21 protein-coding genes and 1 pseudogene are annotated in these 20,303 nt (G+C 71.0%); 15 read left to right on the top strand and 7 right to left on the bottom strand.

Annotation, left to right across the window (positions count from 1 at the left end; all coding sequences use genetic code 11):
• Positions 1-197: 197 nt before the first annotated feature.
• The gene (locus tag ACZ6S4_RS43220; RefSeq protein ID WP_465480445.1) at positions 198-962 is read right to left on the bottom strand and encodes an SDR family NAD(P)-dependent oxidoreductase; all 765 of its coding nucleotides are present in this window, start codon (positions 960-962) and stop codon (positions 198-200) included.
• An 82-nt stretch (positions 963-1,044) separates the two neighbouring features.
• Here ACZ6S4_RS43220 and ACZ6S4_RS43215 point away from each other — a divergent pair, with 82 nt between their 5' ends.
• Positions 1,045-1,644: a TetR/AcrR family transcriptional regulator gene (locus ACZ6S4_RS43215; RefSeq protein ID WP_465480444.1), complete on the top strand. Its 600-nt coding sequence runs from the start codon at positions 1,045-1,047 to the stop codon at positions 1,642-1,644.
• 2 nt (positions 1,645-1,646) lie between these two features.
• Positions 1,647-2,447, top strand: a complete 801-nt coding sequence (locus tag ACZ6S4_RS43210) for a L,D-transpeptidase family protein (protein ID WP_465480443.1) — start codon at positions 1,647-1,649, stop codon at positions 2,445-2,447.
• Here ACZ6S4_RS43210 and sthA read toward each other — a convergent pair.
• Positions 2,444-3,847 carry a Si-specific NAD(P)(+) transhydrogenase gene (sthA, locus tag ACZ6S4_RS43205; protein ID WP_465480442.1) on the bottom strand — a complete coding sequence of 468 codons (1,404 nt, stop codon included), beginning with the start codon at positions 3,845-3,847 and terminating at the stop codon, positions 2,444-2,446. The genes ACZ6S4_RS43210 and sthA overlap by 4 nt on opposite strands.
• A gap of 39 nt (positions 3,848-3,886) precedes the next feature.
• Positions 3,887-4,459: a hypothetical protein gene (locus ACZ6S4_RS43200; protein WP_465480441.1), complete on the bottom strand. Its 573-nt coding sequence runs from the start codon at positions 4,457-4,459 to the stop codon at positions 3,887-3,889.
• A 137-nt stretch (positions 4,460-4,596) separates the two neighbouring features.
• On the opposite strand from ACZ6S4_RS43200, the gene ACZ6S4_RS43195 reads away from it, so the two are divergent.
• Positions 4,597-5,364 carry an alpha/beta fold hydrolase gene (locus ACZ6S4_RS43195; protein ID WP_465480440.1) on the top strand — a complete coding sequence of 256 codons (768 nt, stop codon included), beginning with the start codon at positions 4,597-4,599 and terminating at the stop codon, positions 5,362-5,364.
• 89 nt (positions 5,365-5,453) lie between these two features.
• Positions 5,454-6,113, top strand: a complete 660-nt coding sequence (locus ACZ6S4_RS43190) for a fasciclin domain-containing protein (protein ID WP_465480439.1) — start codon at positions 5,454-5,456, stop codon at positions 6,111-6,113.
• Here the strand turns inward: ACZ6S4_RS43190 and rho are convergent.
• Positions 6,110-7,315 (bottom strand): annotated as a pseudogene (rho, locus tag ACZ6S4_RS43185) (transcription termination factor Rho); the annotation flags it as partial. The gene ACZ6S4_RS43190 and the pseudogene rho sit on opposite strands and share 4 nt — an antisense overlap.
• Positions 7,316-7,727: 412 nt before the next feature.
• On the opposite strand from rho, the gene ACZ6S4_RS43180 reads away from it, so the two are divergent.
• A complete protein-coding gene (locus ACZ6S4_RS43180; RefSeq protein ID WP_465480438.1) occupies positions 7,728-7,958 on the top strand; it encodes a hypothetical protein in 231 nt (76 codons plus the stop codon).
• A 58-nt stretch (positions 7,959-8,016) separates the two neighbouring features.
• Here the strand turns inward: ACZ6S4_RS43180 and ACZ6S4_RS43175 are convergent, their stop codons facing one another.
• Positions 8,017-8,406, bottom strand: a complete 390-nt coding sequence (locus tag ACZ6S4_RS43175) for a hypothetical protein (protein ID WP_465480437.1) — start codon at positions 8,404-8,406, stop codon at positions 8,017-8,019.
• A gap of 104 nt (positions 8,407-8,510) precedes the next feature.
• Here ACZ6S4_RS43175 and ACZ6S4_RS43170 point away from each other — a divergent pair, with 104 nt between their 5' ends.
• From ACZ6S4_RS43170 to ACZ6S4_RS43130, 9 genes are read left to right on the top strand one after another with little or no spacing between them, the layout of a single operon-like run.
• A complete protein-coding gene (locus ACZ6S4_RS43170) occupies positions 8,511-9,941 on the top strand; it encodes a hypothetical protein (RefSeq protein ID WP_465480436.1) in 1,431 nt (476 codons plus the stop codon).
• Between the two features lie 13 nt (positions 9,942-9,954).
• Positions 9,955-10,281: a hypothetical protein gene (locus tag ACZ6S4_RS43165; RefSeq protein ID WP_465480435.1), complete on the top strand. Its 327-nt coding sequence runs from the start codon at positions 9,955-9,957 to the stop codon at positions 10,279-10,281.
• 24 nt (positions 10,282-10,305) lie between these two features.
• A complete protein-coding gene (locus tag ACZ6S4_RS43160) occupies positions 10,306-11,013 on the top strand; it encodes a vWA domain-containing protein (protein WP_465480434.1) in 708 nt (235 codons plus the stop codon).
• A gap of 2 nt (positions 11,014-11,015) precedes the next feature.
• Positions 11,016-11,993, top strand: a complete 978-nt coding sequence (locus ACZ6S4_RS43155; RefSeq protein ID WP_465480433.1) for a protein phosphatase 2C domain-containing protein — start codon at positions 11,016-11,018, stop codon at positions 11,991-11,993.
• Complete coding sequence (locus tag ACZ6S4_RS43150; RefSeq protein WP_465480432.1) at positions 11,990-12,991, top strand: hypothetical protein; 1,002 nt, start codon at positions 11,990-11,992, stop codon at positions 12,989-12,991. Before ACZ6S4_RS43155 ends, ACZ6S4_RS43150 begins: the two co-directional genes overlap by 4 nt.
• Positions 12,972-13,655: a protein DA1 gene (locus tag ACZ6S4_RS43145; RefSeq protein ID WP_465480431.1), complete on the top strand. Its 684-nt coding sequence runs from the start codon at positions 12,972-12,974 to the stop codon at positions 13,653-13,655. Before ACZ6S4_RS43150 ends, ACZ6S4_RS43145 begins: the two co-directional genes overlap by 20 nt.
• Positions 13,652-14,158, top strand: a complete 507-nt coding sequence (locus ACZ6S4_RS43140; RefSeq protein ID WP_465480430.1) for a hypothetical protein — start codon at positions 13,652-13,654, stop codon at positions 14,156-14,158. Before ACZ6S4_RS43145 ends, ACZ6S4_RS43140 begins: the two co-directional genes overlap by 4 nt.
• Positions 14,155-15,624: a serine/threonine-protein kinase gene (locus ACZ6S4_RS43135; RefSeq protein ID WP_465480429.1), complete on the top strand. Its 1,470-nt coding sequence runs from the start codon at positions 14,155-14,157 to the stop codon at positions 15,622-15,624. Before ACZ6S4_RS43140 ends, ACZ6S4_RS43135 begins: the two co-directional genes overlap by 4 nt.
• A complete protein-coding gene (locus tag ACZ6S4_RS43130; RefSeq protein ID WP_465480428.1) occupies positions 15,621-17,000 on the top strand; it encodes a DUF4407 domain-containing protein in 1,380 nt (459 codons plus the stop codon). Before ACZ6S4_RS43135 ends, ACZ6S4_RS43130 begins: the two co-directional genes overlap by 4 nt.
• 365 nt (positions 17,001-17,365) lie before the next feature.
• On the opposite strand, the gene ACZ6S4_RS43125 is transcribed toward ACZ6S4_RS43130, so the two are convergent.
• Positions 17,366-18,592, bottom strand: a complete 1,227-nt coding sequence (locus tag ACZ6S4_RS43125; protein ID WP_465480427.1) for a pectate lyase — start codon at positions 18,590-18,592, stop codon at positions 17,366-17,368.
• Between the two features lie 453 nt (positions 18,593-19,045).
• Positions 19,046-19,480 carry a hypothetical protein gene (locus ACZ6S4_RS43120; RefSeq protein ID WP_465480426.1) on the bottom strand — a complete coding sequence of 145 codons (435 nt, stop codon included), beginning with the start codon at positions 19,478-19,480 and terminating at the stop codon, positions 19,046-19,048.
• A 105-nt stretch (positions 19,481-19,585) separates the two neighbouring features.
• Between ACZ6S4_RS43120 and ACZ6S4_RS43115 the strand changes: the two genes are divergently transcribed.
• Positions 19,586-20,194, top strand: a complete 609-nt coding sequence (locus ACZ6S4_RS43115) for a dihydrofolate reductase family protein (protein WP_465480425.1) — start codon at positions 19,586-19,588, stop codon at positions 20,192-20,194.
• The last annotated feature ends 109 nt before the right edge of the window (positions 20,195-20,303 follow it).

The following is a 20,303-nucleotide window of genomic DNA, read 5'->3' as shown; positions in this document are numbered from 1 at the left end:
CCACCCCCCCCCCCTGCCCCCCCCCCCCCCCACCCCCCCACCACCCCCCCCCCCCCCCCCCCCCCCCCCCCCCCCCCCCCCCCCCCCCCCCCCCCCCCCCCCCCCCCCCCCCCCCCCCCCGCGCCCGTCACAACGCCTGCTCGATCAGGTCGACAGCCGCGTGCGGATCGAGTCAAGAACGATCGTTCTCAAACCCGTCAGGCGGCGATGACCGCGGCGCCGATCCGGCCGCCGTCGACGTCGATCACCGTGCCGTGCACGAACGCCGACTCGTCGCTCGCCAGGTAGACGGCCGCGTGGGCGATCGCCTCCGGCGCCCCGCTGCCGCCGGCCGGGGTGCCGCGCATCATGACCTCCCCCGGGTGCGGGACCGCCGGGTCCAGGTCCGGCGTCCGGATCACTCCGGGCGAGATCGCATTGACGCGTACGCCGGCCGGCCCGTACTCGGCGGACCACGCCCGGGTCAGCGTCTCGACCGCGCCCTTGGTGGACGCGTACAGCGTGCCGATGCCCAGGCCGAGCCGGGCCACCCAGGAGCCCAGGTTGATGATCACGCCGTCGCCCCGGGCAGCCATCGCGGGCGCGACGGCACCGGTCAGGAAGTACGGCGCTTTGACGTTGACCGCGTACACCCGGTCGAAGGTCTCCTCGTCGGTGGCCGCGGTGCTGTCGCCGGGGAAGATCCCGGCGTTGTTGACCAGGATGTCGATCCGGCCACCCAACAGGCGCCCGGCCTCCTCGGCGAGGGCGTGCGACACCCGCGCGGAGCCGTCCAGGTCGGCCTGGACGAAGTCGGCCCGGCCGCCGGCCGCCCGGATGTCCGCGATGACCTGCTCACCACGCTCCTTGCTCCGCCCCGAGACGACGACGTGGGCGCCCTCCGCCGCGTACGCGACAGCGATCGCCCGGCCGATGTTGCTGGTGGCCCCCGTGACGAGCGCCGTCTTCCCCTGCAGTCGCATGCCGACTCCTTTGATTGGACCGTATAGTCCAGAAGCTAGCACAAGATTGGACCGCTGGGTCCAGAGAGCTAGTGTGGTGCTCATGACCCGACTGACCGCCAAGGGCGCGGCGACCCGCGGGCGGATCGTCGAGGCCGCGACCGACCTCGTGCTGGCCCGCGGGGTGAACGGGACCAGCCTCGACGACATCCGGGCCGGCACCGCGACCAGCAAGAGCCAGCTCTTCCACTACTTCCCCGGCGGCAAGAGCGAGCTGGTCAGCGCCATCGCCGCCTTCCAGATGGAACGGGTCCTGGCCGCGCAGCGCCCCTGGCTGGACACGCTCGACACCTGGGAGGACTGGGACGCGTGGCGGGACGCGGTGGTCGAGCACTACGCGTCGCAGACCCACAATTGCTGCGCGATCAGCTCGATGGTCACCGACCTGCTGGTCCACGACCCCGAGCGGGCCGCCGAGGTCAACGGACACGCCGAGCGCTGGTGCGCGTACCTGACCGCCGGCCTGCGCCGGATGAGCGAGCAGGGCAAGCTGCGCGCCGACGCCGATCCGGAGCGGCTGGGCGTGGCGGTCTTCGCCGCGTTGCAGGGCGGGCTGCTGCTGATGCAGGCCCGCGACTCCATCGCCCCGCTGGAGGCCGCGCTTGACGGCGCGCTGGCCGCACTGAGAAGTTTTCGCCTGTGACCATGCGAAGAGCTCTGACGTACGCGACGACGGTGGCGGCCCTCGTCACGCTGGCCGCCGGGTGCGACACCGGCGGCTCCGAGCAGGCCGCGGCGCCCACCTCCGTCCCCTCGACGGCCCCGGCCTCGACCCCCACGACCGCGCCCCCGTCCGCCGAGCCGGAGCCCTCAACGTCGCCGAGCCCGAAGCCGACCGCCCCGCCGAAGCCGCAGAAGCTGAAGACCGGCGTCAAGGGCGCCCGGGTCGTCGCGCTGCAACAGCGCCTCACCGACCTCGGTTACTGGAACGGCAAGGCCGACGGCACCTTCGGCGGCCGGACCCAGCAGGCGGTCTACGCGCTGCAGAAGGCGGCGGGCCTCAACCGCGACGGCGTCGTCGGACCCAAGACCCAGAAAGCCCTGGACCAGGGCGTACGGCCCAAGGCGAAGAGCAAGAACGGCCGGGTCATCGAGATCAACCTCAAGCGTCAGCTGCTGATGCTGGTCGACAACGGCACCGTCAGCCACGTCTTCAACACCTCGACCGGCTCGATGGAGCACTACGAGCAGAACGGCGCGACGTTCCTGGCCGACACCCCCAGCGGCAAGTTCCGGGTGTCGCGGCAGATCGACGGCTGGCGGCACGCACCGCTGGGTCTGCTCTGGCGGCCGAAGTACTTCAACGGCGGCATCGCCGTGCACGGGGCGAACAGTGTGCCGCCGTACCCGGCGTCGCACGGCTGCGCACGGGTGTCCATCGCCGCGATGAACTGGCTGTGGACCAACGACAAGATCCCGGTCGACACCCGGGTCTGGGTCTATTAGCCGTCGATTCTCGTGATGTTGCGAATCTTGTTGCTGGCGTCCAGGGCCGCCACCTTGTACGCCTCCGACAGGGTCGGGTAGTTGAACACCGCGTCGACCAGGTAGTCCACCGTGCCGCCGCAGCCCATCACGGCCTGGCCGATGTGCACGATGTCGGTGGCCGCGGTGCCGAAGACGTGCACGCCCAGCAGCCGGCCGTCGTCCGGGGAGACGAGCAGCTTCAGCATCCCGTACGAGTCACCGACGATCTGCCCGCGGGCCAGCTCGCGATAGCGGGCGATGCCCACCTCGAACGGGGTCGCGCTGTCGGTCAGCTCGTCCTCGGTCTTCCCGACGAAGCTGATCTCCGGAATCGTGTAGATGCCGATCGGCTGCAACTCGTGCATCTCGCGCGCCGGCTCGCCGCACGCGTGCTGGGCCGCGAGCCGGCCCTGCTCCATCGACGTCGAGGCGAGCGCCGGGAAGCCGATGACGTCCCCGACCGCATAGATGTTGTCGACCGCGGTGCGGTAGTTGGTGTCGACGTCGATCCGGCCGCGCTTGTCCGCGCTCAGCCCGGCAGCCTCGAGGGCCAGGTCGTCGGTCTGCCCCTGGCGACCGGCCGAATACATCACCGTGTCGGCGACGATCTTCTTGCCGCTCTTGAGGATGCACAGGGCGGCGGTCTGGTGACGCTCGACGGCGGCGACCTCCTCGCCGAACCGGAACGTCACCGACAGGTCGCGCAGGTGGTACTTCAGCGACTCGACGATCTCCTCGTCGCAGAAGTCGAGCATCTTGTCGCGCCGCTCGACCACGGTGACCTTGGTGCCCAGGGCGGCGAACATGGAGGCGTACTCCATGCCGATCACCCCGGCGCCGACCACCACCATGCTGCGCGGCACGGCCTCCAGGTTGATCACGCCGTCCGAGTCGACGATGGTCCGGTCGTCGAAGTCGACGCTGTCCGGCCGGGCCGGCCGGGTGCCCGCGGCGATGATGATCTTGTCGGCGCTGACCTTGGCGTCGTGCCCGGTGCCGCCATCGAGCCAGATCGCGTGCGGGTCGGCGAAGCGGCCGGTGCCGGTGAGCATGGCGATGTGGTTGCGGGCCAGCTGATTGCGGATGACGTCGGTCTGCCGGGTGATCACGTGCTGGGTCCGCGCCGCGAGGTCGCTGACCGTGATCTGCTCCTTGACCCGGTAGCTGCTGCCGTACAGGTCCCGCTGGCTCAGGCCGGTCAGGTAGAGCACGGCCTCGCGCAGGGTCTTGGAGGGCACTGTGCCGGTGTTGATGCACACTCCGCCGAGCATGTCGCGACGGTCGACGATGGCGACCCGCCTGCCCAGCTTGGCGGCGGCGATGGCGGCCTTCTGACCGCTGGGCCCGGAGCCCAGGACCAACACGTCGTAGTCATACACGGGCCTCAGCGTGACAGGATTTCCCGGGCCGCGCCCGCGCTATTGCGCGTTTTCGCACATGTCCTTGATCGGGATGTCCATCTCCGGCGCGTGCCCGGGCGGCCAGGGCGAGCCGTAGAGCTCGGCGCACATGACCACGGTCATCCACGGCACCCACGGCCCGCGCAGCATGATCGGCTGGGCGCCCTGGAAGTAGAGGTTGACCGACCAGTCGAGCGGGTTGGGCTGGATCATGATCAGCGAGCGGAAGTCGTAAGCCGTGTCGCCGACCAGCAGCCGCTGACTGGTGACGGTCGCGGCCCGCCGCTCACCGTCGCTCCAGCCTGCCCGGGCCTCGCTGCTCTGCTCGGCGCTGTGCCCGGTGAAGAACAGCCCGCCGCTGGCGAAGATGCTGCTCGAATAGTCCACCTTGGTGGAGAAGTACGCGGACGCGTCGACCAGGAAGGAGCCGTACTGCTTCTCCTCGGCCTCCAGCTCGACCGTCGGTGTCACGGCGACCGGGTGACCACCCCGCTGCACATGCCGGACCAGCAGGGACATGGAACGCCATCCGGCATCCGTCTGCTCGGCGGTGTACACCCGGGCGGGCACTGTGGCGGGGTCTGAGTTCACCAGCAGAGCCTGGCACGCCGAAATGGTCGACGACCAGCGACTTCGCTCTGCCGTGAGCTGAATTGTCCGTAGCGCGGAGGTTAGCTGCCCGAAAGTCCGGTGTGCGGACCCCGGTGCGGCGAACCGATGATGGGGACATGCGGCGTGTCATGGTTGATCATCTGTCCTGTCTGGTCTCCGATGCGGACGGTCCGCCGCTGGTGCTCCTGCACGGCCTCGCCGGCAGCGCACAGGAGCTGGCGGTGGCCCGGCCCGGACACCTGGTCATCGCCCCGGACCAGCGCGGCCACGGTCACAGCCTCCGGCGGCCGGCCGACGTCTCCCGCGCGGCTTACGTGGCCGACGTGGTCAAGGTCATAGAGACGCTGGCCGGTGGTGGCCCGGTGGCTCTGGCCGGCCAGTCGATGGGCGCCCACACCGCGATGCTGACCGCGGCGTGGCATCCGGAGCTGGTCGGCCGGCTGATCATGCTGGAGGGCGGGGTCGGCGGCAGCGAGGACGACTACCCCGGCCGGCTGGGCAAGTGGTTCGCCTCCTGGCCGGTGCCGTTCCCGTCCCGTACGGCCGCGGTCGAGTTTTTGGGGGAAGGCTCACTGGCCCGCGCCTGGGCCGAGGAGCTGGAGCACCGACCGGACGGCTACTGGCCGCGCTTCGACGCCGACATCATGGAGGCCGCCATCCGCGAGGTCGCCGCGACCGCGCAATGGGAGAGCTGGCAGCGGCTCCGCGTGCCGACACTGCTGGTCCGCGGCGCGGAGAGCCGGATCCCGGACGAGGAGGTCGCGCGCATGCTCGAGCTGCGTCCCGACGTCGAACTGGTGACGATCCCGGACTCGGGCCACGACGCGCACCTCGACCAGCCGGCCGCCTGGCAGCGGCTGCTGGGTGAATTCCTGGACCGCTGAGCGCCACGTGCATCCAGCGCCCCGATCGTGGGCGAACACCAGGAGGCGGCACTCGCCGCCGACCGGTACGGATGACGAAAGGCGTGTTGATGAACATCGCTCGACTGGCCACCCGCATCGCCGCAGGGGCCACGGCCACCGTTCTCGCCACCGCTGCTCTCGGGGCGCCCGCGCAGGCCCACGGCAAGACCAAACCGCTCGGCACCAAGTCGCTCGCCGCCGTGCTCACCGCGGACAAGAGCGGCTTCGACCGCAACTCCAAGGACTTCGACGTGCTCACCGCGGCCGTGCTGGCCGTGCTGGACGCCAAGCCCGCGAGCCCGGTCAAGGTCCTCACCGACGGTACGGTCGCCCTGACCGCCTTCGTGCCCACCGACGGTGCGTTCCGTCAGCTCGCCAAGGAGGTCAGCAAGTCCCGCCGGCTGCCCTCCGAGAAGGCGGCGTTCACCACGGTCGCCGGCCTGGGCATCAACACCGTCGAGGCGGTGCTGCTCTACCACGTCGTACCGGGGGCCACGATCGACCGCAAGGCCGCGCTGAAGGCCGACGGCGCCAGGCTCACCACCGCCGCGGGCGCGACGATCACCGTCGACGTCTACCGGTCCTGGTGGCGGAGCAAGAAGGTGGCGCTGATCGACGCCGACCGCAACGACCGCAACCCGCGGGTCGCCGCCTTCGACATCAACAAGGGCAACAAGCAGATCGCGCACGCCATCGACCGCGTGCTGCGCCCGGTCGACCTGCCTTAATTTCGTGTCGCGCGACGCAGGAACTCGGCGTTCGTGCTGGTCGCCTTGAGGTGGTCGAGCAACTGCCGCATGCTCTGCTTGCGGTCCTCACCACCGAGTGCCCGGCGGAGTTGGTGCATCAGGGCCAGCTCCGCCGGCGCCACCAGCGCCTCGTCGTGCCGGGTGCCCGAGCCGGTCACGTCGATCGCCGGGAACAGCCGGGACTCGGCGAGCGAACGGTCGAGCTTGAGCTCGGCGTTACCGGTGCTCTTGAACTCCTCGAAGATGACGGTGTCCATCGCCGACCCGGTGTCGACCAGCGCGGTCGCGATGATGGTCAGCGAGCCGCCGTGCTCGATGTTGCGGGCGGCGCCGAGGAAGCGCTTTGGCGGGTACAGCGCCGTGGAGTCCAGGCCGCCGGACATCGTGCGGCCGCGGCCCGGCGCGGCCAGGTTGTACGACCGGCCCAGCCGGGTGATGGAGTCCAGCAGCACGACCACGTCGCGGCCGGTCTCGACCAGGCGCTTGGCCCGCTCGATGGCCAGCTCGGCCAGTGCGGTGTGATCCGTCGGCGGCCGGTCGAAGGTGGCCGCGATGACCTCGCCCTGCACCGAGCGCTGCATGTCGGTGACCTCTTCGGGCCGCTCGTCCACGAGCACGACCATCAGGTGCACCTCGGGATTGTTGTGGGTGATCGCGTTGGCGATCGCCTGCAGCACCATCGTCTTGCCGGCCTTGGGCGGCGACACGATCAGCGCGCGCTGCCCCTTGCCGATGGGCATCACCAGGTCGATGACCCGGGTGGTGAGGACGTGCGGCTCGGTCGCGAGCCGCAACCGCTCCTGCGGGTACAGGGCGGTCAGCTGGTAGAAATCAGGCCGGCGGGTGGCCCGCAGCGGGTCCTCGCCGTTGATGGTGACGACGTCCAGGGTGGCCGGCTTGCGGCCGCTCGGGACGTGCGCGATGCCGGTGACGTGGTCACCGCGGCGCAGGCCGTGGCTGCGGACCTGGGCCGAGGACACCGCGATGTCGTCGGGGCCGGGCAGGTAGCCGTCGGCGCGCAGCCAGGCCTTGTCGTCGACGATGTCGAGCAGGCCGTCGACCGCGACATCGGCGCCGGGGGCGCCGGGGCCGGTATCGGCCGGGCGGTTGCGGGGCCCGGTGCCGGCGGGCCGGCGGCGGGCACTGGTGGTACGGCGTTCGCCGGAGCGAACGTCACGCTCTGTCATGAACTACTCCTCATCTGAGGTACGCGGATACGCGTCGGCGCGGCTGCGGAAGATCGACGACAGCCCGTGCGCCGGAAAAAAGAAACAGGGGGCCGGTGTCTGAAACTCGGCCGATTTGGGATTCCCAGGGGCGGGTAGTGCCGCCTACGTCCAGGTCCCGACTGCGCTAAAGGTAGCGTGCCCCGGCCACTGCCACAAGCATCGTCTCAGGTGCGGTCCGGCTGAGCCATGGCCTTCATCACCTTCTCAGGCCCGGTTTCCACCTGCGCTGACTGTCGTAACCAACGGCGGCACCGGATTGTTCCGGCGAGAAGGCGGTCGTCCGCCGCATCCACCAGGGCCTCCCGCGCGAAGCAGTAGTCGTGACAGCAGTCACGACCCGCCGCTCGAACAGGAAGGTCCGCTGATGAAGGACAAGAGACAAGAGCGGCTTCGACCACACCGCGTTCCTGCCCACCGACGGCGCGTTCCAGCAGCTGGCCAAGGAGGCGACGAAGGCGGGCAGGACGCCGGGCGAGAAGAAGGCCGACAACGCCAAGCTCAAGACCCGCGCGTCGTCGTCTTCAACATCAACGCCGGCAACCGGCAGATCGCGCACGCCGTCGACCGCGTGCTGCGCCCCGTCAACCTGCCCTGACCCCTGACGGCGGAGGCCCCGCCGAGCTGCCCGGCGCAGCTCGGCGGGGCCTTTTGCGTCAGCGGCCGTCGATCTCGACACCGCTGTCGCTGTGCTGCGGTGTTCGTGGTTCCGGCACCGCGGGCCGTTCCAGCAGCAAGATCCACAGCCGCTCGGCGTCCGGGGTGCGGATCCCGAACGCCCGGATGAACAGGTCCAGGGTGTCGTTCGTCAGGCGGTCGTGCGTCAGCGCGCGGCGCACCCGATCGCGGAGCTCGCGGTGGTGCACACCCTCCGGGCGGTCCAGTTCAGCCGTCCGGGCCAGCACCTTCGCCACCGCGCTGAAGTTGATCTGCTCGCCGTGCGCGCGGCTCACCGACCGCAGCCAGACGTACCGGTACGGGCCTTCCAGCAGGCGGCGCAGCTCGGCTGTGCAGCGTCCCTGCCGCCCCGAGTCGCCCCCCGTCACGAACCGTTCCCCCGATCCTCGTGCGCCATAGCTGCGCCAGAGCGTCCCTAAGTTCTCTCTCTGCAGCTAACGAACGCATAGACGAAGGGTTCCGTGCCGGTCCCATGACCACCCCCACCACGAGCACCGGTTCGTACGCCGACCGCTACCTGTGCTCGGCCGTGCACCTCTCCGACGGGTTCGCCGGCTACGTGCTCGGCGTCCTCACCGGTGACTCGCTGGACGCCCTGGGGCCCAGCCCGGGGATGGACCTGGTGGCGCTGGCCCGGCACGCCGATCTCGCCGTGACCCGGCACCGGCGGCAGCGCGGCCTGCTCGCCGGGGTGCTGGCGGGCACGCTGGCCCTGGCCCTGCCGGTGCTGGTGGCCGGCGGCGAGGCGGCGGTGCCCCTGCTGATCATGGTGATGCTGGGCGGCTGGATCGCCGGTTTCACGGTGCTGCTGGTGCATCGCCTCGACGGTTACCGCCGGGCGCTGGCCGTACGGGACGATCCGGCCCAGCCCCGGGACCTGGCACCGCCGCTGGACAGGGCGACGGAGGCGTACCTGGCCTCGGTGATGACCTCGAACGTGGTCGTCTTCTCCGGCGGGGAGCCGTTCGTCGGCTCCGGGTCCCTGCTGGCCCGCTGGAAGCTCAACATCAACTGCACCCGGCCCGCGCGGGCGGGTACGGCCGTCCGCCCGTTCACCGCCGCCGACCTGCACAAGGATCTGACGCTGGCGGCCCGGCGCACCGGCATTCCGGGACTGGACGTGCACAACCGGCTGTTCGTGGCCGGCACCGCGGCGGGCACCGTACCGGGGCTGCATCCCGATCCGATGAACCGTCCGCTCACCACCGTGAGCTCAGCCGCGTTGCGCGCCGGGATCGACCAGCCGCAGCCGACGACTCGTACGTACCTGTGCCTGCGCAAGGTCTCGTGGGGCGGTGACCTGGTCGTCGAGGTGTTCGTCCGGGTCGAGCGGACCGCCGCGTACCTGTTCGTCGAGCATCACGCCTTTGTACTGCTGCCGCTGCGGGCCGAGTTGTGCGTCGCGGCGTACCTGCCCAGCAACGTGGCCTGGCGGGTGGTGCTGCGCTCGGTGACCGGCACGCTGGGGGAGCTGCTGCGCAGCCCCGGTGCTCTGCTGCGCGGCGCGCGCGGCACGGCCCGCCGGGCGCGAGCCGCCAACCGGCAGCGCAAGCAGGCCCGGCGCAGTCCCATCTACGACTACGGCGCCGGCAGCGGGCTGCGTGAGGATGCCGCCAGCGCGGAGCGGATCGGCCTCTTCCAGTACGCCGACGAGGACCGTGACCTGGGCATCCTGCGCCAGGCGATGCTGGAGTCGATCTTCGACTTCCTGAGCGCGCACGGGATCGACACCTCCGAGTTCACCCGGCAGCAGACCAGCATCGTCAACCAGAGCATCAGCATCGGCTCGATCACCAATGGCAACACCGTGATCGGCGCGAACGGCACCGTCGTGCAGCAGCCGTCCGCCGCCGTACCGGGTCAGCCCACCGCGGCGCCGTGGGCGCCCGCGGCCATCCCGTAGCGAGGAGCCCGAGATGAACGTCGAGATCAAGCACATCAGCGGCGGCACCCAGGTCATCGGCCCGAACGGCACGGTGCACCAGTACGGCACCCCCGCCGACCAGCTGACCGCCGCGATCGCCGCGCTGTTCGAGGTCGTCAACCGCAACCGCGCCGCGCTGGCCGAGCCTGAACGGGTCAAGGCGGCCGCGCTGGCCCTGCGCGCCGAGGCCGGCGAACCGCGGCCACGCAAGGACCGCCTGCTCGCCCTGCTGCGGGACCTTTCCGTCGGCGCCGGTGAGGTCGGTGCCGTGGCCGGCGCCGCCCAGGGCATCGCCGAGATCGTCCAGACCCTGTCCTGAGCACCCCCCAGCACGGAGGAAACCATGTCCGAACAGGGAATCCTGTTGCCGTTCTACCTGGTCGTCGACGTCTCGTACTCGATGGCCGGCCGCAACATCGACGCCGCCAACGAGATTCTGCCGTCGGTGGCCGACGCCCTGGCCAAGAACCCGATCCTGGCCGACAAGATCCGTTTCGGCCTGCTCGACTTCTCCGACGACGCCCAGGTCGTCCTGCCGCTGTCCGACATGAGCGGCCAGGACTACCTGCCGAAACTGGTCGTGCGGGGCGGCACCGACTACGGCGCGGCGTTCCGGCTGCTGCGCAGTCAGTTGCAGCAGGACATCGGTCAGCTGCGGGCCGACGGCTTCAAGGTGCACCGGCCGGCGGTCTTCTTCCTCAGCGACGGCGAGCCGATGGAGGGCTGGCAGAACGACTTCGCGGCGCTGACCACGTACGACAAGGAGACCGGCCAGGGCTTCAAGTGGTACCCGGTCCTCGTGCCCTGCGGGGTCGCCGATGCCAGCAAGGACACCATGCGCCAGCTCGTGCATCCGCCCGGCAAGAGCAAGCTCTACACGATGACCTCGGGCGCCGACGCGGCCGCCGCGATCAAGGCGATGGCCGAGATCCTGATCTCGTCGGTGCTGTCCTCGGGGCAGAGCGCGGTGGACGGCAACTCGGGCTTCGTCCTGCCGGACAAGAGCCAGCTCCCGCCGACCATCGACGTCGACGACGACTGGCTGAGCTGACCGTGACCATCGAATCCGACGTCGACATCGCGCTGCAGGACCCGCGGGCGGTCGCCGACCCACCCGCGACCATCGGCGATCCCGGCCGGGCCCACGCCGAGGTCCGCCCGCTGCTGCGCACCGATCCCGCCCACCCACCGGACACCACGGTCGATCACGGCTCGGTCCGTGATCTGGAGATCCGCGCGGCGAGCGTTCGCGGCCTGTCGCACCGCCAGAACGGCATCCCACGCCAGGACGCCTACGGCTTCGCGGTCACGGCGGGACAGGACTGGCTGGTGGCGGTGGTCGCCGACGGCGTCTCGGCGGGTCACCTGTCCCACGAGGCCGCGTCCTTCGTGGCGCGCCGCGGTCCGCGGGAGGTCGTGCGCCGCCTCGACGACGGTACGGAAGCGGCCGAGCTGCCGTGGCACGAGATCTTCACCGGCCTGGCCGCCACGATCCTCACCGAGGGCACCCGCAGCCTGCGCCGATACGACCCCGAGCGGTACGCCACGGACGCTCCCACCGAGACGGACGTCGCCGCGGCGATGGCGACGACCGCCACCTTCCTGGTCTGCGAGACCGGTTACCAGCGGCACGGCCTGCGGCACGTCTACGTGGCGTGGACCGGCGACTCCCCCGCCTGGGCGATCGCGCCGGACGGCGCCTGGACCAGCCTGTCCGCCGTCAAGGGCGAGGGCGAGGAGGTCGGCAGCTCCCGGGTCGTCGCGTTACCCAAGGTGCCCCGGGACCCCGGCGCGTTGCCGTACCAGGAGCACATGCTGGACCACCGGTCCACCCTGCTGCTGATGACCGACGGCACCGGCGACCCGATCGCCGAGGCCCGCGGCGAGGTCGCCGCGCAGCTCGCCGAGTGGTGGCAGCGGCCGCCGGCCCCGCTGGCCTTCGCCGACCAGGTCGGCTTCGGCCGGCGCAGCTACGACGACGACCGTACGGTCGTGGCGATCTGGCCGGCGAGTCCGCAGGAACCACGATGAGCCCAGCCGGGCCGGGCGCCGCCACCCGTCGCCGGGGATCGGTACCGGTGTCGGCGCTGGGCCCGATGACCCGGCTGAACTCCGGAGCGAACGGCACGATCCACCGGCTCGACGATTTCCAGCTCGTGGACGAGCCGGGTGAGCTGGTCTTCAAGGAGTACAACCTCAGCGTCGTGCGGGCGTCGCTGGGCGGCCTGGAGAAGCTGGTCGACGTCCGGCGCAGCCTGGCCGCCCAGCGCCGGGCCGTGCTGGACGAGATGACCGTGTGGCCGCTGTGCGCGGTCGCCGGTCCGGCCGACGAACCGCTGGGCGTGCTGATGAAGCTGATTCCCGGCGGCTACTTCGAGCAGATGGCCCTGCCGTCCGGCCGCCGCGACCAGGTGCCCCGCGAGGTCCAGCACCTGATCTTCGAGGCGGCGGTGGCCCGGCGCCGCGAGGTCGACGTGCCGGCCGACGGCGATCCGCACACCCGGCTGCGCATCTGCGAGCGCTTCTCCTACATCCTGTCGATCCTGCACGGCGCCAACCTCGTTTACGGTGATGTGTCCGCCCGCAATGTCCTCTACCAGCTCCGGCCACGGCCGGATGTCCTGCTGGTCGACTGTGACGCGGCGCGGGTGCACGGCAGCGCCGCGGTCAACAAGCAGCAGCACAGCCCGGACTGGGATCCGCCGGAACGTTCGGGTGGGCAGAGCTTCACGACCGACCGCTACAAGCTGGCGCTGTTCGTGCTGCGCTGCCTCGTGCCCGGCAAGGGCTCGTCCCTCAACCGGGACTGGCGCAGCGCGTCGGCGGTGCTGGACACCCAGGGCCTGCGGCTGCTGAAGCTGGGCCTCGGCGCCGACCCGGCCGGGCGTCCGCTGGCCCGGGAATGGGTCTTCTACCTGCGCTCCCGGCTCGGCATCGCGGCCATGCCGGTGGTCCCCGCCGCCGTGCCCATCCGGCAGCCCCGCGAGACCGGATGGAGGCGCGGGCCGCATGGCTGGATCCCGGCCTGATCCGTACGGGTGCCGGCTGTGCGACGCCCCGCTCGGCGACACGTGGTGGGAGACACCGATGGGTGAGCGGGTCTGCCTCCGGCACACCGAGCCGTCCTGCCGGTCCTGTGCCGTGCCCGGCGCGGACGCCGACGGCCTCTGTCCACGCTGTACGCGTACCGCGGTGGTGACCCAGGACGGGGTGAAGGCGTTGCTGCCGCGGATCCGTACCGGCCTGCACGGGCTCGGCCTGCGCCTGACTACCCCGGTACGGGTACGCCTGGTCTCCACGGGCGAGATGGTGGCCATGAGCGGCGCCCCGGCCGGCACCGTGACCGGCTGCACGATGTCGATCGACGCGGAGGTCGTCGACCTGGCGATCGTCGCCGGCCTGCCCGCACCGCAGTTCGGTGCCGTGGTGGCGCACGAATGCATGCACGCGTGGATGGTCCAGCGGGGCTTCGGCATCGTGGCACCGCCGATCGCCGAAGGGCTGAGCCAGTTCGCCTCCGACGGCTGGCTGGAACGGCAACGCGACCCGCGGGCCCGACTGCTGCGCGAGGCGATCGCGCGGGATCCCGACCCGGTGTACGGCGACGGCTTCCGGCAGATCAAAGCCGCCGTACGCCGGCACGGCTTCCTGCCGGTCCTGCGCACGGTCCGCGCCGAGGGCAGGCTCCCGTGACCGGCGCCCGGCCACCCCGGCCCCGCGCGGCGCACCGCCTGGTCGTCTTCACCGTGGACGCCGGTTACTGCGACGACCCGGGCGGACGCCGGCTCGTCGGCGACGCGATCGCGCAGACCATCGCCCGGGTCGACGCCGCACCCGGCGGTGACGACCACGGCTTCGCGGCCGTCGTCTACGGCTGCGACCTGGTACGCGTTATCCCGGTCGGCACCCCGCCGCCGTGGGACCTGTGGGTGCCCTGCCCCACCGCGGCCCGCACGGACGGCGCGACCGTGGCACTCGCCGATCTCGCCGAGCAGTTCCTCGCCCACACCCCCGACGGGCTGCCCGGCGCAGTCGACGTGCTCGCCCTCGTCTCCCCCGGTGCCCACGTCGTCTGCCCCGACGACCTGCGCGTCCTGCTGTCCGCGGTGGACGATCCCACCGACCTCGCCGAGGAGTGGTGGGTCCGGCTCGCCGAGCTGCGTTCCCGGCGGCGGCACACGGTGCTGCTGCGATGAGCACCCGGACGGTGAACGTACGCACGGTCCGGACCAGCGCCGGCCCCGGGCTGCCGATGGTCGGTGCCACGCTCGGCTTCCGCCCCCGGCCGGGCGGCGTCGGCACGTACGGGTACCAGGTCATGAGCCTGGACGGCCGGCCGGTTTCCGGGCTGCTGCTGGGCTTCCCGGTGCTCGGGGACCGGCACGCCGCCCACACCGCCGAGTTCTGCCGGCGGCTCGCCTCGTTCACCCACCCGCTGCCGGACGGGCTGGCGGCGGCCGCGGTGTGGCACGGCACGGTGGACCTGCCCGGCCGGCCCGGCACACACGCGGTGCTCGCCCCGGACCCGTACGCCGAGGGCTACCTGTCGCTGCACGAGGCGCTGACCTCCGGCCTGCTCGCGGCGGAGCCGATGCGCACCCGCTTCGAGCTGGCGTACGCGCTGGCCGCCGCGGCCGGTGACCTGGCCGGCCTCGGCGCGGTGCACGGCGGGCTGGACGCGTCCACCCTGCTGCTGCACGTCGCCGGCCGCCGGGTACGGATCACCGAGGTGGAATCCGCGACGATGGCGTCGGACGCGGGCCACCTGCCGCTGGCCGTCGGTGCCGCTGCCGGCTACCTCGCGCCCGAGCTGTACGACGGCGTCGGCGAGCACCCCGAGGCCGCGACCGCCGCCGCCGATCGCTGGTCGCTGGCGGTGGCCCTGCACGAGGTGCTGACCGGGCACCATCCGTACCACTTCCTGCCGGACCTGAGCCCCGGCGTGATCGGCGGCTATCTGCGCAACCGGACCTGGCCGGAGCATCACCTGGCCGGCTCGGCGGCTTTCGCGCACCGCTATGCCGCCGCGCTGCGGCTCCTGCCCGCCGAGGTGCACGACCTCTTCGCGCGGACCTTCCAGCACGGCTGGCAGGACGGCACGGCCCGGCCCGCGGCCGACGCATGGGTGCACACGCTCGGCCGGTGGATCGGTGACCCGGTCATCGACGAGTTGCGTGTCGACCGCGGCTACGTGCTGAGCGGTGAGAGCGTCACCGTCTCCTGGCGTACGCGGTTCGCGCACCGGATCCTGCTCGACGGCCGGGACGCGGGGCCGGCCAACGGCAGCGTCGCGGTGCCGATCGACCGGCCCCGTCCCGTGGTGCTGCACGCCGTCGGCCCGTTCGGGGTGGCCGAGGCCCGCACCGTGCGGATCGAGGTGCTGCGGGTGCCCCAGCTCGGCGCGGTGCGGGTGCGCTTCCCGCTGTCGTTGCGATCCGGTGCGGGCGAGCCCGGGGACGCGACTTTCCGTGCGCCCGTACCGCCGCCGGCCCGGCCGCCCTCGCCGATCCCCCTGGCCGAGCGGCCCGCCCTGCCGGATCCCGTCGCGGCCCGGCTGCCCGCGGCCGCGCCGCGGTTCGCCGGCTCCGCACCACCACGCTTCCCGTCGTTCCGGCGCCCACGGAACACCGACCGCATCAACATCGAAAGGCACAACCCATGAACTCACCCTTGATCTGGCTGTCCGGCGCGGATCCCGAGATCCTCCGGAGCTGCCCGTACGGTGAGCGCGTCAAGTACCTCGGCCTCGGCGGCGCCGTGCTCACCACCTCGATGCTGGGCGCGCTGTCCTGCGGCTTCGCCCTGCACATGGCGATGCGGCTGCCGCTGGTCGTCTCCGTGGTGCTCGCCCTCGCCTGGGGTGTGGCGATCATGAACCTGGACCGCTGGCTCATCTCGGGCACCCAGCGCCGCGCGACCATCGGGCAGAATCTGATGCTCGCCGCGCCGCGCGTGCTGCTGGGCGTCCTGATCGGCCTGGTCGTGTCGACCCCGCTGACGCTGCGCATCTTCCAGGACGAGATCAATGCCGAACTGCAGGTCATGCAGCGTGAGGCCCAGGACACCTTCGCCCGCAAGCTGGCCACCGACGAGCGGTTCGCCCGCATCCCCCAGCTCACCGAGTCGGTGGCGGCCATGCAGGCCGACCTGGACAAGGGCGGCGACGTCAGCGGCAACCCGGCCGTGGCCAAGGCCCGCGCCGACTACGCCGCGGCCGACAAGGAGTACCAGGACGCTGTGCAGCAGGTCATCTGCGAGAACGACGGCAAGTGCGGCACCGGCAAGGCCGGACAGGGCACGTCGTACCAGCTCAAGAAGGCCAACCGGGACCGGCTCAAGCGGGAACGGGCCGCCCAGGCCGAGGTCGTCGCGCAGGCTGAGGCGGCCGCGCGCGGTACGCGTACCGGAAGCCTCGGTCAGGTTCGCACGGACCTGGAGGCCACCCGGGCCGAGCTTGCGAAGTCGATCGAGGCGCGCGACGCCGCCCAGGCGGAGTTCGCCGCCTCCGAACGCAACAACGAGGGCCTGCTGGCCCGGATGACCGCGATGAGCCGGCTGACCGACGCGAACGCGACGCTGAGCATGGCCCACCTGGTGCTGATCCTGTTCCTGACCGCCTTCGAGGTGCTGCCGGTGCTGTTCAAGATCCTCCTGAGTATCGGCAGCCCGAGCGTCTACGACCGGCTGCGCGAGCGCAAGGACGAGGCCTTCCATGACGTGGCCGCCGACGACCTGCAGGGCGGCCAGGACCTGGCCCTGTACGAGAACCAGGCCCGCCGCACCGCGGAGACCGCCTCGATCGACGCCTTCGTGCAGGAGATCGTGGACGTGCAGCGCGAGGTGGCCCAGACGGTCCTGCAGGAGTGGCGTCACCAGCAGCTCAAGGCCGCCCACCAGAACCCGATGCAGTTCGTGATGCCGGCTGACGACGACGACACGCTGGTGCTAGGCGCGGGCCAGAGCGGTCCGTTCGTCAACCCGGCGCCCGCCCCGGCTCCCCGCTCGCCGAACGGCTATTCGGTCCCGACCATCCCGTAGCGAACGGTCACTGCCGGACCGAATCCGTCCTGCTCAGCCACACTCGCTCCCGGTGTATCCGAGGAGGGCATCAAGGTCGATGTCGCCGGGCGCAGGCTCGACGGGCAACGCGTCCAGGCCGAGTCCGAGCCGTCAGGGCGCCGCGATCGACGCGGCCATCACCCCGCCGTGGAGGAGATCGGCAGGCGATCGAGCAGCTGGCCGGCGAAGGCAAGATCATCTACGTGGGCAGCAGCAACTTCGCCGGCTGCGACGTGGCGCTGGCCCAGAGCTCGGCCTCGGCGCGCTGCGCCTGCCCCGCAGGCTCACGCCTGGTGACCAGAAGGGCGCCCACCGACTGGCGGGCGCCCTGAAGGACACAAGATCTACCTGATCGTGATGTCGCTCCGGTTGACCTTGCAGTTGCTGTCGTTCCAGCCCTCGCCGAGGTAGCTCGGTTCGCTGCCCTTGGCGACGCCCTTGTACTTGCCGCAGACCACGACGCTGGAGCTGTTGCTGATCGTGACGCGGGTGATGGTGGCGGTGTCGCCCCAGTTGCTGTTGATGCCGGCGACCATGTCGATGTCGTTCAGCAGCACGTTATCGATCTTGACGTGGCGCTCGTACGAGCTGGTGCAGTTGCCGCAGCCGCGGTACAGCTTGCCGGCGCCGCTCAGGTAGAAGCCCGAGATGCTGACCGTGCCGTTGCCGTTGTGCTGGAACGTCTTGTCGCTGCCGGACCGCGCGCCACCACCGATGACGTAGCTGGTGCCGTTGCCGGTGCCCTTGAAGGTCGCGGCGTCCTCACCGATGTCGTTCCACCACACGTTGCGGATGGTGCAGGTGCCCTCGCAGTGCACACCGTCACCGGCGGGCGAGCCGATGATGACGTTCTGCAGGGTGCCACCGTTGGCGATCTTGAACATCGGATCCTGGGACTCGTTCTGCGAACCGTCGCCGATGCAGCAGTACGTCTTCATGCCGCCGTCGAAGGTGCCCGAGACGTTGACCGTACCGGAGATGCTGACCGAGCCGGCCGAAGCCGGCCACGCACCGGTCGGCGCGCCCGGGTTGCTCGTCGGGGTCGGCCCGGGGGTGGGGCTGCTGGTCGGACCGGCAGTCGGGGTACTGGTCGGGGTGGAGCCGCCGCCGGTCGCGTAGGTCTCGAACTCGGCGATCCGCGGCGCGCTCGACGCGGCGGTGATGTCGAGGGTGAGCTTCTTCAGCGACGTCGACGAGAAGGAGATGCTGCTCGGGCTGCCGCTGCCGCTGGCAAGGACGGCGCCGTTGTCAGCGTTGAGCAGCCGCCAGGAACTGATCGACCCGCCACCCGAGGCCTGCTTGATGACGGCCGAGGAGACAGTGGTGGCACTGCCCCACTTGACCGAGACGTAACCAGTGGAACTGCCCGGCGCCCAGTAGGTGCTGGTGCTGCCGTCCTTGACGTTGCCGTAGCTGGAGCCGCTGGCCTTGCTCGAGCCGTCGGCACCGGCGCCGAGGCTGAGGTTGTCGGCGGCCAAAGCTTGCGACATCGGCATCGCCAGCAGGATCGCGGCGCTGGTGGCCGCGGTGGCCCCGCCGGCTATCCACCGCAAGGCAACTGATCTCTTCATCCCTGTCTCACCTTCGTCATCGAGAACGTGGCACCACCGCCCACAGGCAGGAAAGCGCTTACCTGGGGACAATAGATACCCCTCGATGCAATAACAAGGAGTTGCAGGATTTGCAGTGTGCCGAGTGCGGACGAGCCCTACAGCCAGGGGATTCCCGCTTCCGTGATGCCGACGGTCAGCAGACCGATCGCGTCGGGACGTGATCGGCGTCACCGGCGGGCCGGGATTGCCCGGGACCGCCGTCCCGTTGTGACGAGTGTCGGTGTGCTCAGTGTCCCAGGGCCTCACCCCTTTGCCTTCACGGAATACCGTTCGGCTGGAGCCGTGTCGCGCCACTCGCCTTCCGGCGACCGGCACACCGACCTTCGCTTACCGCAGCCCGGCGCCTCGGCGCCGGGCTGCCGCGTATTACGATCTCGTCGCCGACATCGGTGGTGAGCGGCCCCGACACGGTCACACGCAGTTGTTCGGCGAGAGCAGGACCGTAGAGATCGGCGGCGCCAGTTGAGCAGCGGCGATATCGGTCCGTGACTGTTCCGGCAGGACGGTCCACAGCCGCGGCCAGACCACGGTCAGATCGAGGCCGTACGCACGCCGGACCCGTACGGTGGCAGCGCTCCACCGGTCACCGACCCAGGTGGTGCGGTCCGGCACCTCCAGGGCAACGGCGCCGCGGCGCGCCAGCGCCTCGGCGATCCCCGGCCACCTCGTGGGCCCGGACCTTACCGCCGCGGCGGGCAGTAGCTCTGCACCGAGCGGTGCGCGGCCACCGTGCCCGCTACCCCGCCCTGCCGACCCAGTTGGCAGCCCATGCACCACGGCCTCTGACGCCGACTGGTTCTTGGTCTCGCGCAGCCCCGCGGTCGCGGCGGGTGCGGGGGTGGCCATGGAAAGATTCTCCTCAGTGTGATCCTGGTCTTCACCGTCGCCGGCGGCCTCGTCGAGTGGCCCACTCCGCACGCCGCCTGACAGTCCCGGAAAGAGAGGCTCCCGTTGCGCAAGCTGGTGTACTACATCGCCACCACCCTCGACGGTTTCATCGCCGGCCCGGACGGCGCCGATCCCACCGGCCCGCACGGCTTCTGGCCCCTGCCGGCCGACTACATCGGGCACATCGCAACCCACTACCCCGAGACGCTGCCCGCCCCGGCCCGCGCCGCCCTGTCCATCACCGCCGAAGGCACTCACTTCGACACCGTGCTGGAAGGGCGCCGCAGCTACGAGATCGGGCTCAAGGCCGGGGTAACCAACGCCTTCCCGCACCTGCGCCACCTGGTCTTCTCCCGGACCCTCACCGAGAGCCCGGACCCCACCGTCGAACTGGTCGCCACCGACCCGGCTGAGACGGCACGCGACCTCAAAAGCCAGGAAGGCAAGGACATCTGGCTGATCGGCGGCGCCGAACTGGCCGGCGCGCTCTATCAGGAGATCGACCAACTGATCCTCAAAGTGGGCGCCCTGACCATCGGCACGGGCATCCCACTGTTCTCCCGCACCGCGACATTCGACCCGCGCGGCTGGCAACTCACGGACCACACCGTGCTGGGCAGCGGTGCCGCTTTCCTGACCTACAACCGCTCCGAAAGTCATGGACCTACCTGAAACTCCTCATCGCAAGGGGTTTCGGTGCGTCGTCTGAACGCGGAGGTCACTACAGGATTTGGCGCTTGCCTCGGGTGCCCCGCACCGCTTCGGCACGCCGCCCGGAGCG

The sequence above is a fragment of the Actinoplanes sp. NPDC051405 genome (assembly GCF_055586185.1).
This window is presented reverse-complemented; position numbering and strand designations above follow the sequence as displayed.

Coding starts and splice junctions, on each gene's coding strand:
- ACZ6S4_RS43220 (WP_465480445.1), bottom strand. CDS start 962: ATGCGACTGCAGGGGAAGACGGCGCTCGTCACGGGGGCCACCAGCAAC.
- ACZ6S4_RS43215 (WP_465480444.1), top strand. CDS start 1,045: ATGACCCGACTGACCGCCAAGGGCGCGGCGACCCGCGGGCGGATCGTC.
- ACZ6S4_RS43210 (WP_465480443.1), top strand. CDS start 1,647: ATGCGAAGAGCTCTGACGTACGCGACGACGGTGGCGGCCCTCGTCACG.
- ACZ6S4_RS43195 (WP_465480440.1), top strand. CDS start 4,597: ATGCGGCGTGTCATGGTTGATCATCTGTCCTGTCTGGTCTCCGATGCG.
- ACZ6S4_RS43190 (WP_465480439.1), top strand. CDS start 5,454: ATGAACATCGCTCGACTGGCCACCCGCATCGCCGCAGGGGCCACGGCC.
- ACZ6S4_RS43180 (WP_465480438.1), top strand. CDS start 7,728: ATGAAGGACAAGAGACAAGAGCGGCTTCGACCACACCGCGTTCCTGCC.
- ACZ6S4_RS43170 (WP_465480436.1), top strand. CDS start 8,511: ATGACCACCCCCACCACGAGCACCGGTTCGTACGCCGACCGCTACCTG.
- ACZ6S4_RS43165 (WP_465480435.1), top strand. CDS start 9,955: ATGAACGTCGAGATCAAGCACATCAGCGGCGGCACCCAGGTCATCGGC.
- ACZ6S4_RS43160 (WP_465480434.1), top strand. CDS start 10,306: ATGTCCGAACAGGGAATCCTGTTGCCGTTCTACCTGGTCGTCGACGTC.
- ACZ6S4_RS43150 (WP_465480432.1), top strand. CDS start 11,990: ATGAGCCCAGCCGGGCCGGGCGCCGCCACCCGTCGCCGGGGATCGGTA.
- ACZ6S4_RS43145 (WP_465480431.1), top strand. CDS start 12,972: ATGGCTGGATCCCGGCCTGATCCGTACGGGTGCCGGCTGTGCGACGCC.
- ACZ6S4_RS43135 (WP_465480429.1), top strand. CDS start 14,155: ATGAGCACCCGGACGGTGAACGTACGCACGGTCCGGACCAGCGCCGGC.
- ACZ6S4_RS43130 (WP_465480428.1), top strand. CDS start 15,621: ATGAACTCACCCTTGATCTGGCTGTCCGGCGCGGATCCCGAGATCCTC.
- ACZ6S4_RS43125 (WP_465480427.1), bottom strand. CDS start 18,592: ATGAAGAGATCAGTTGCCTTGCGGTGGATAGCCGGCGGGGCCACCGCG.
- ACZ6S4_RS43120 (WP_465480426.1), bottom strand. CDS start 19,480: ATGGCCACCCCCGCACCCGCCGCGACCGCGGGGCTGCGCGAGACCAAG.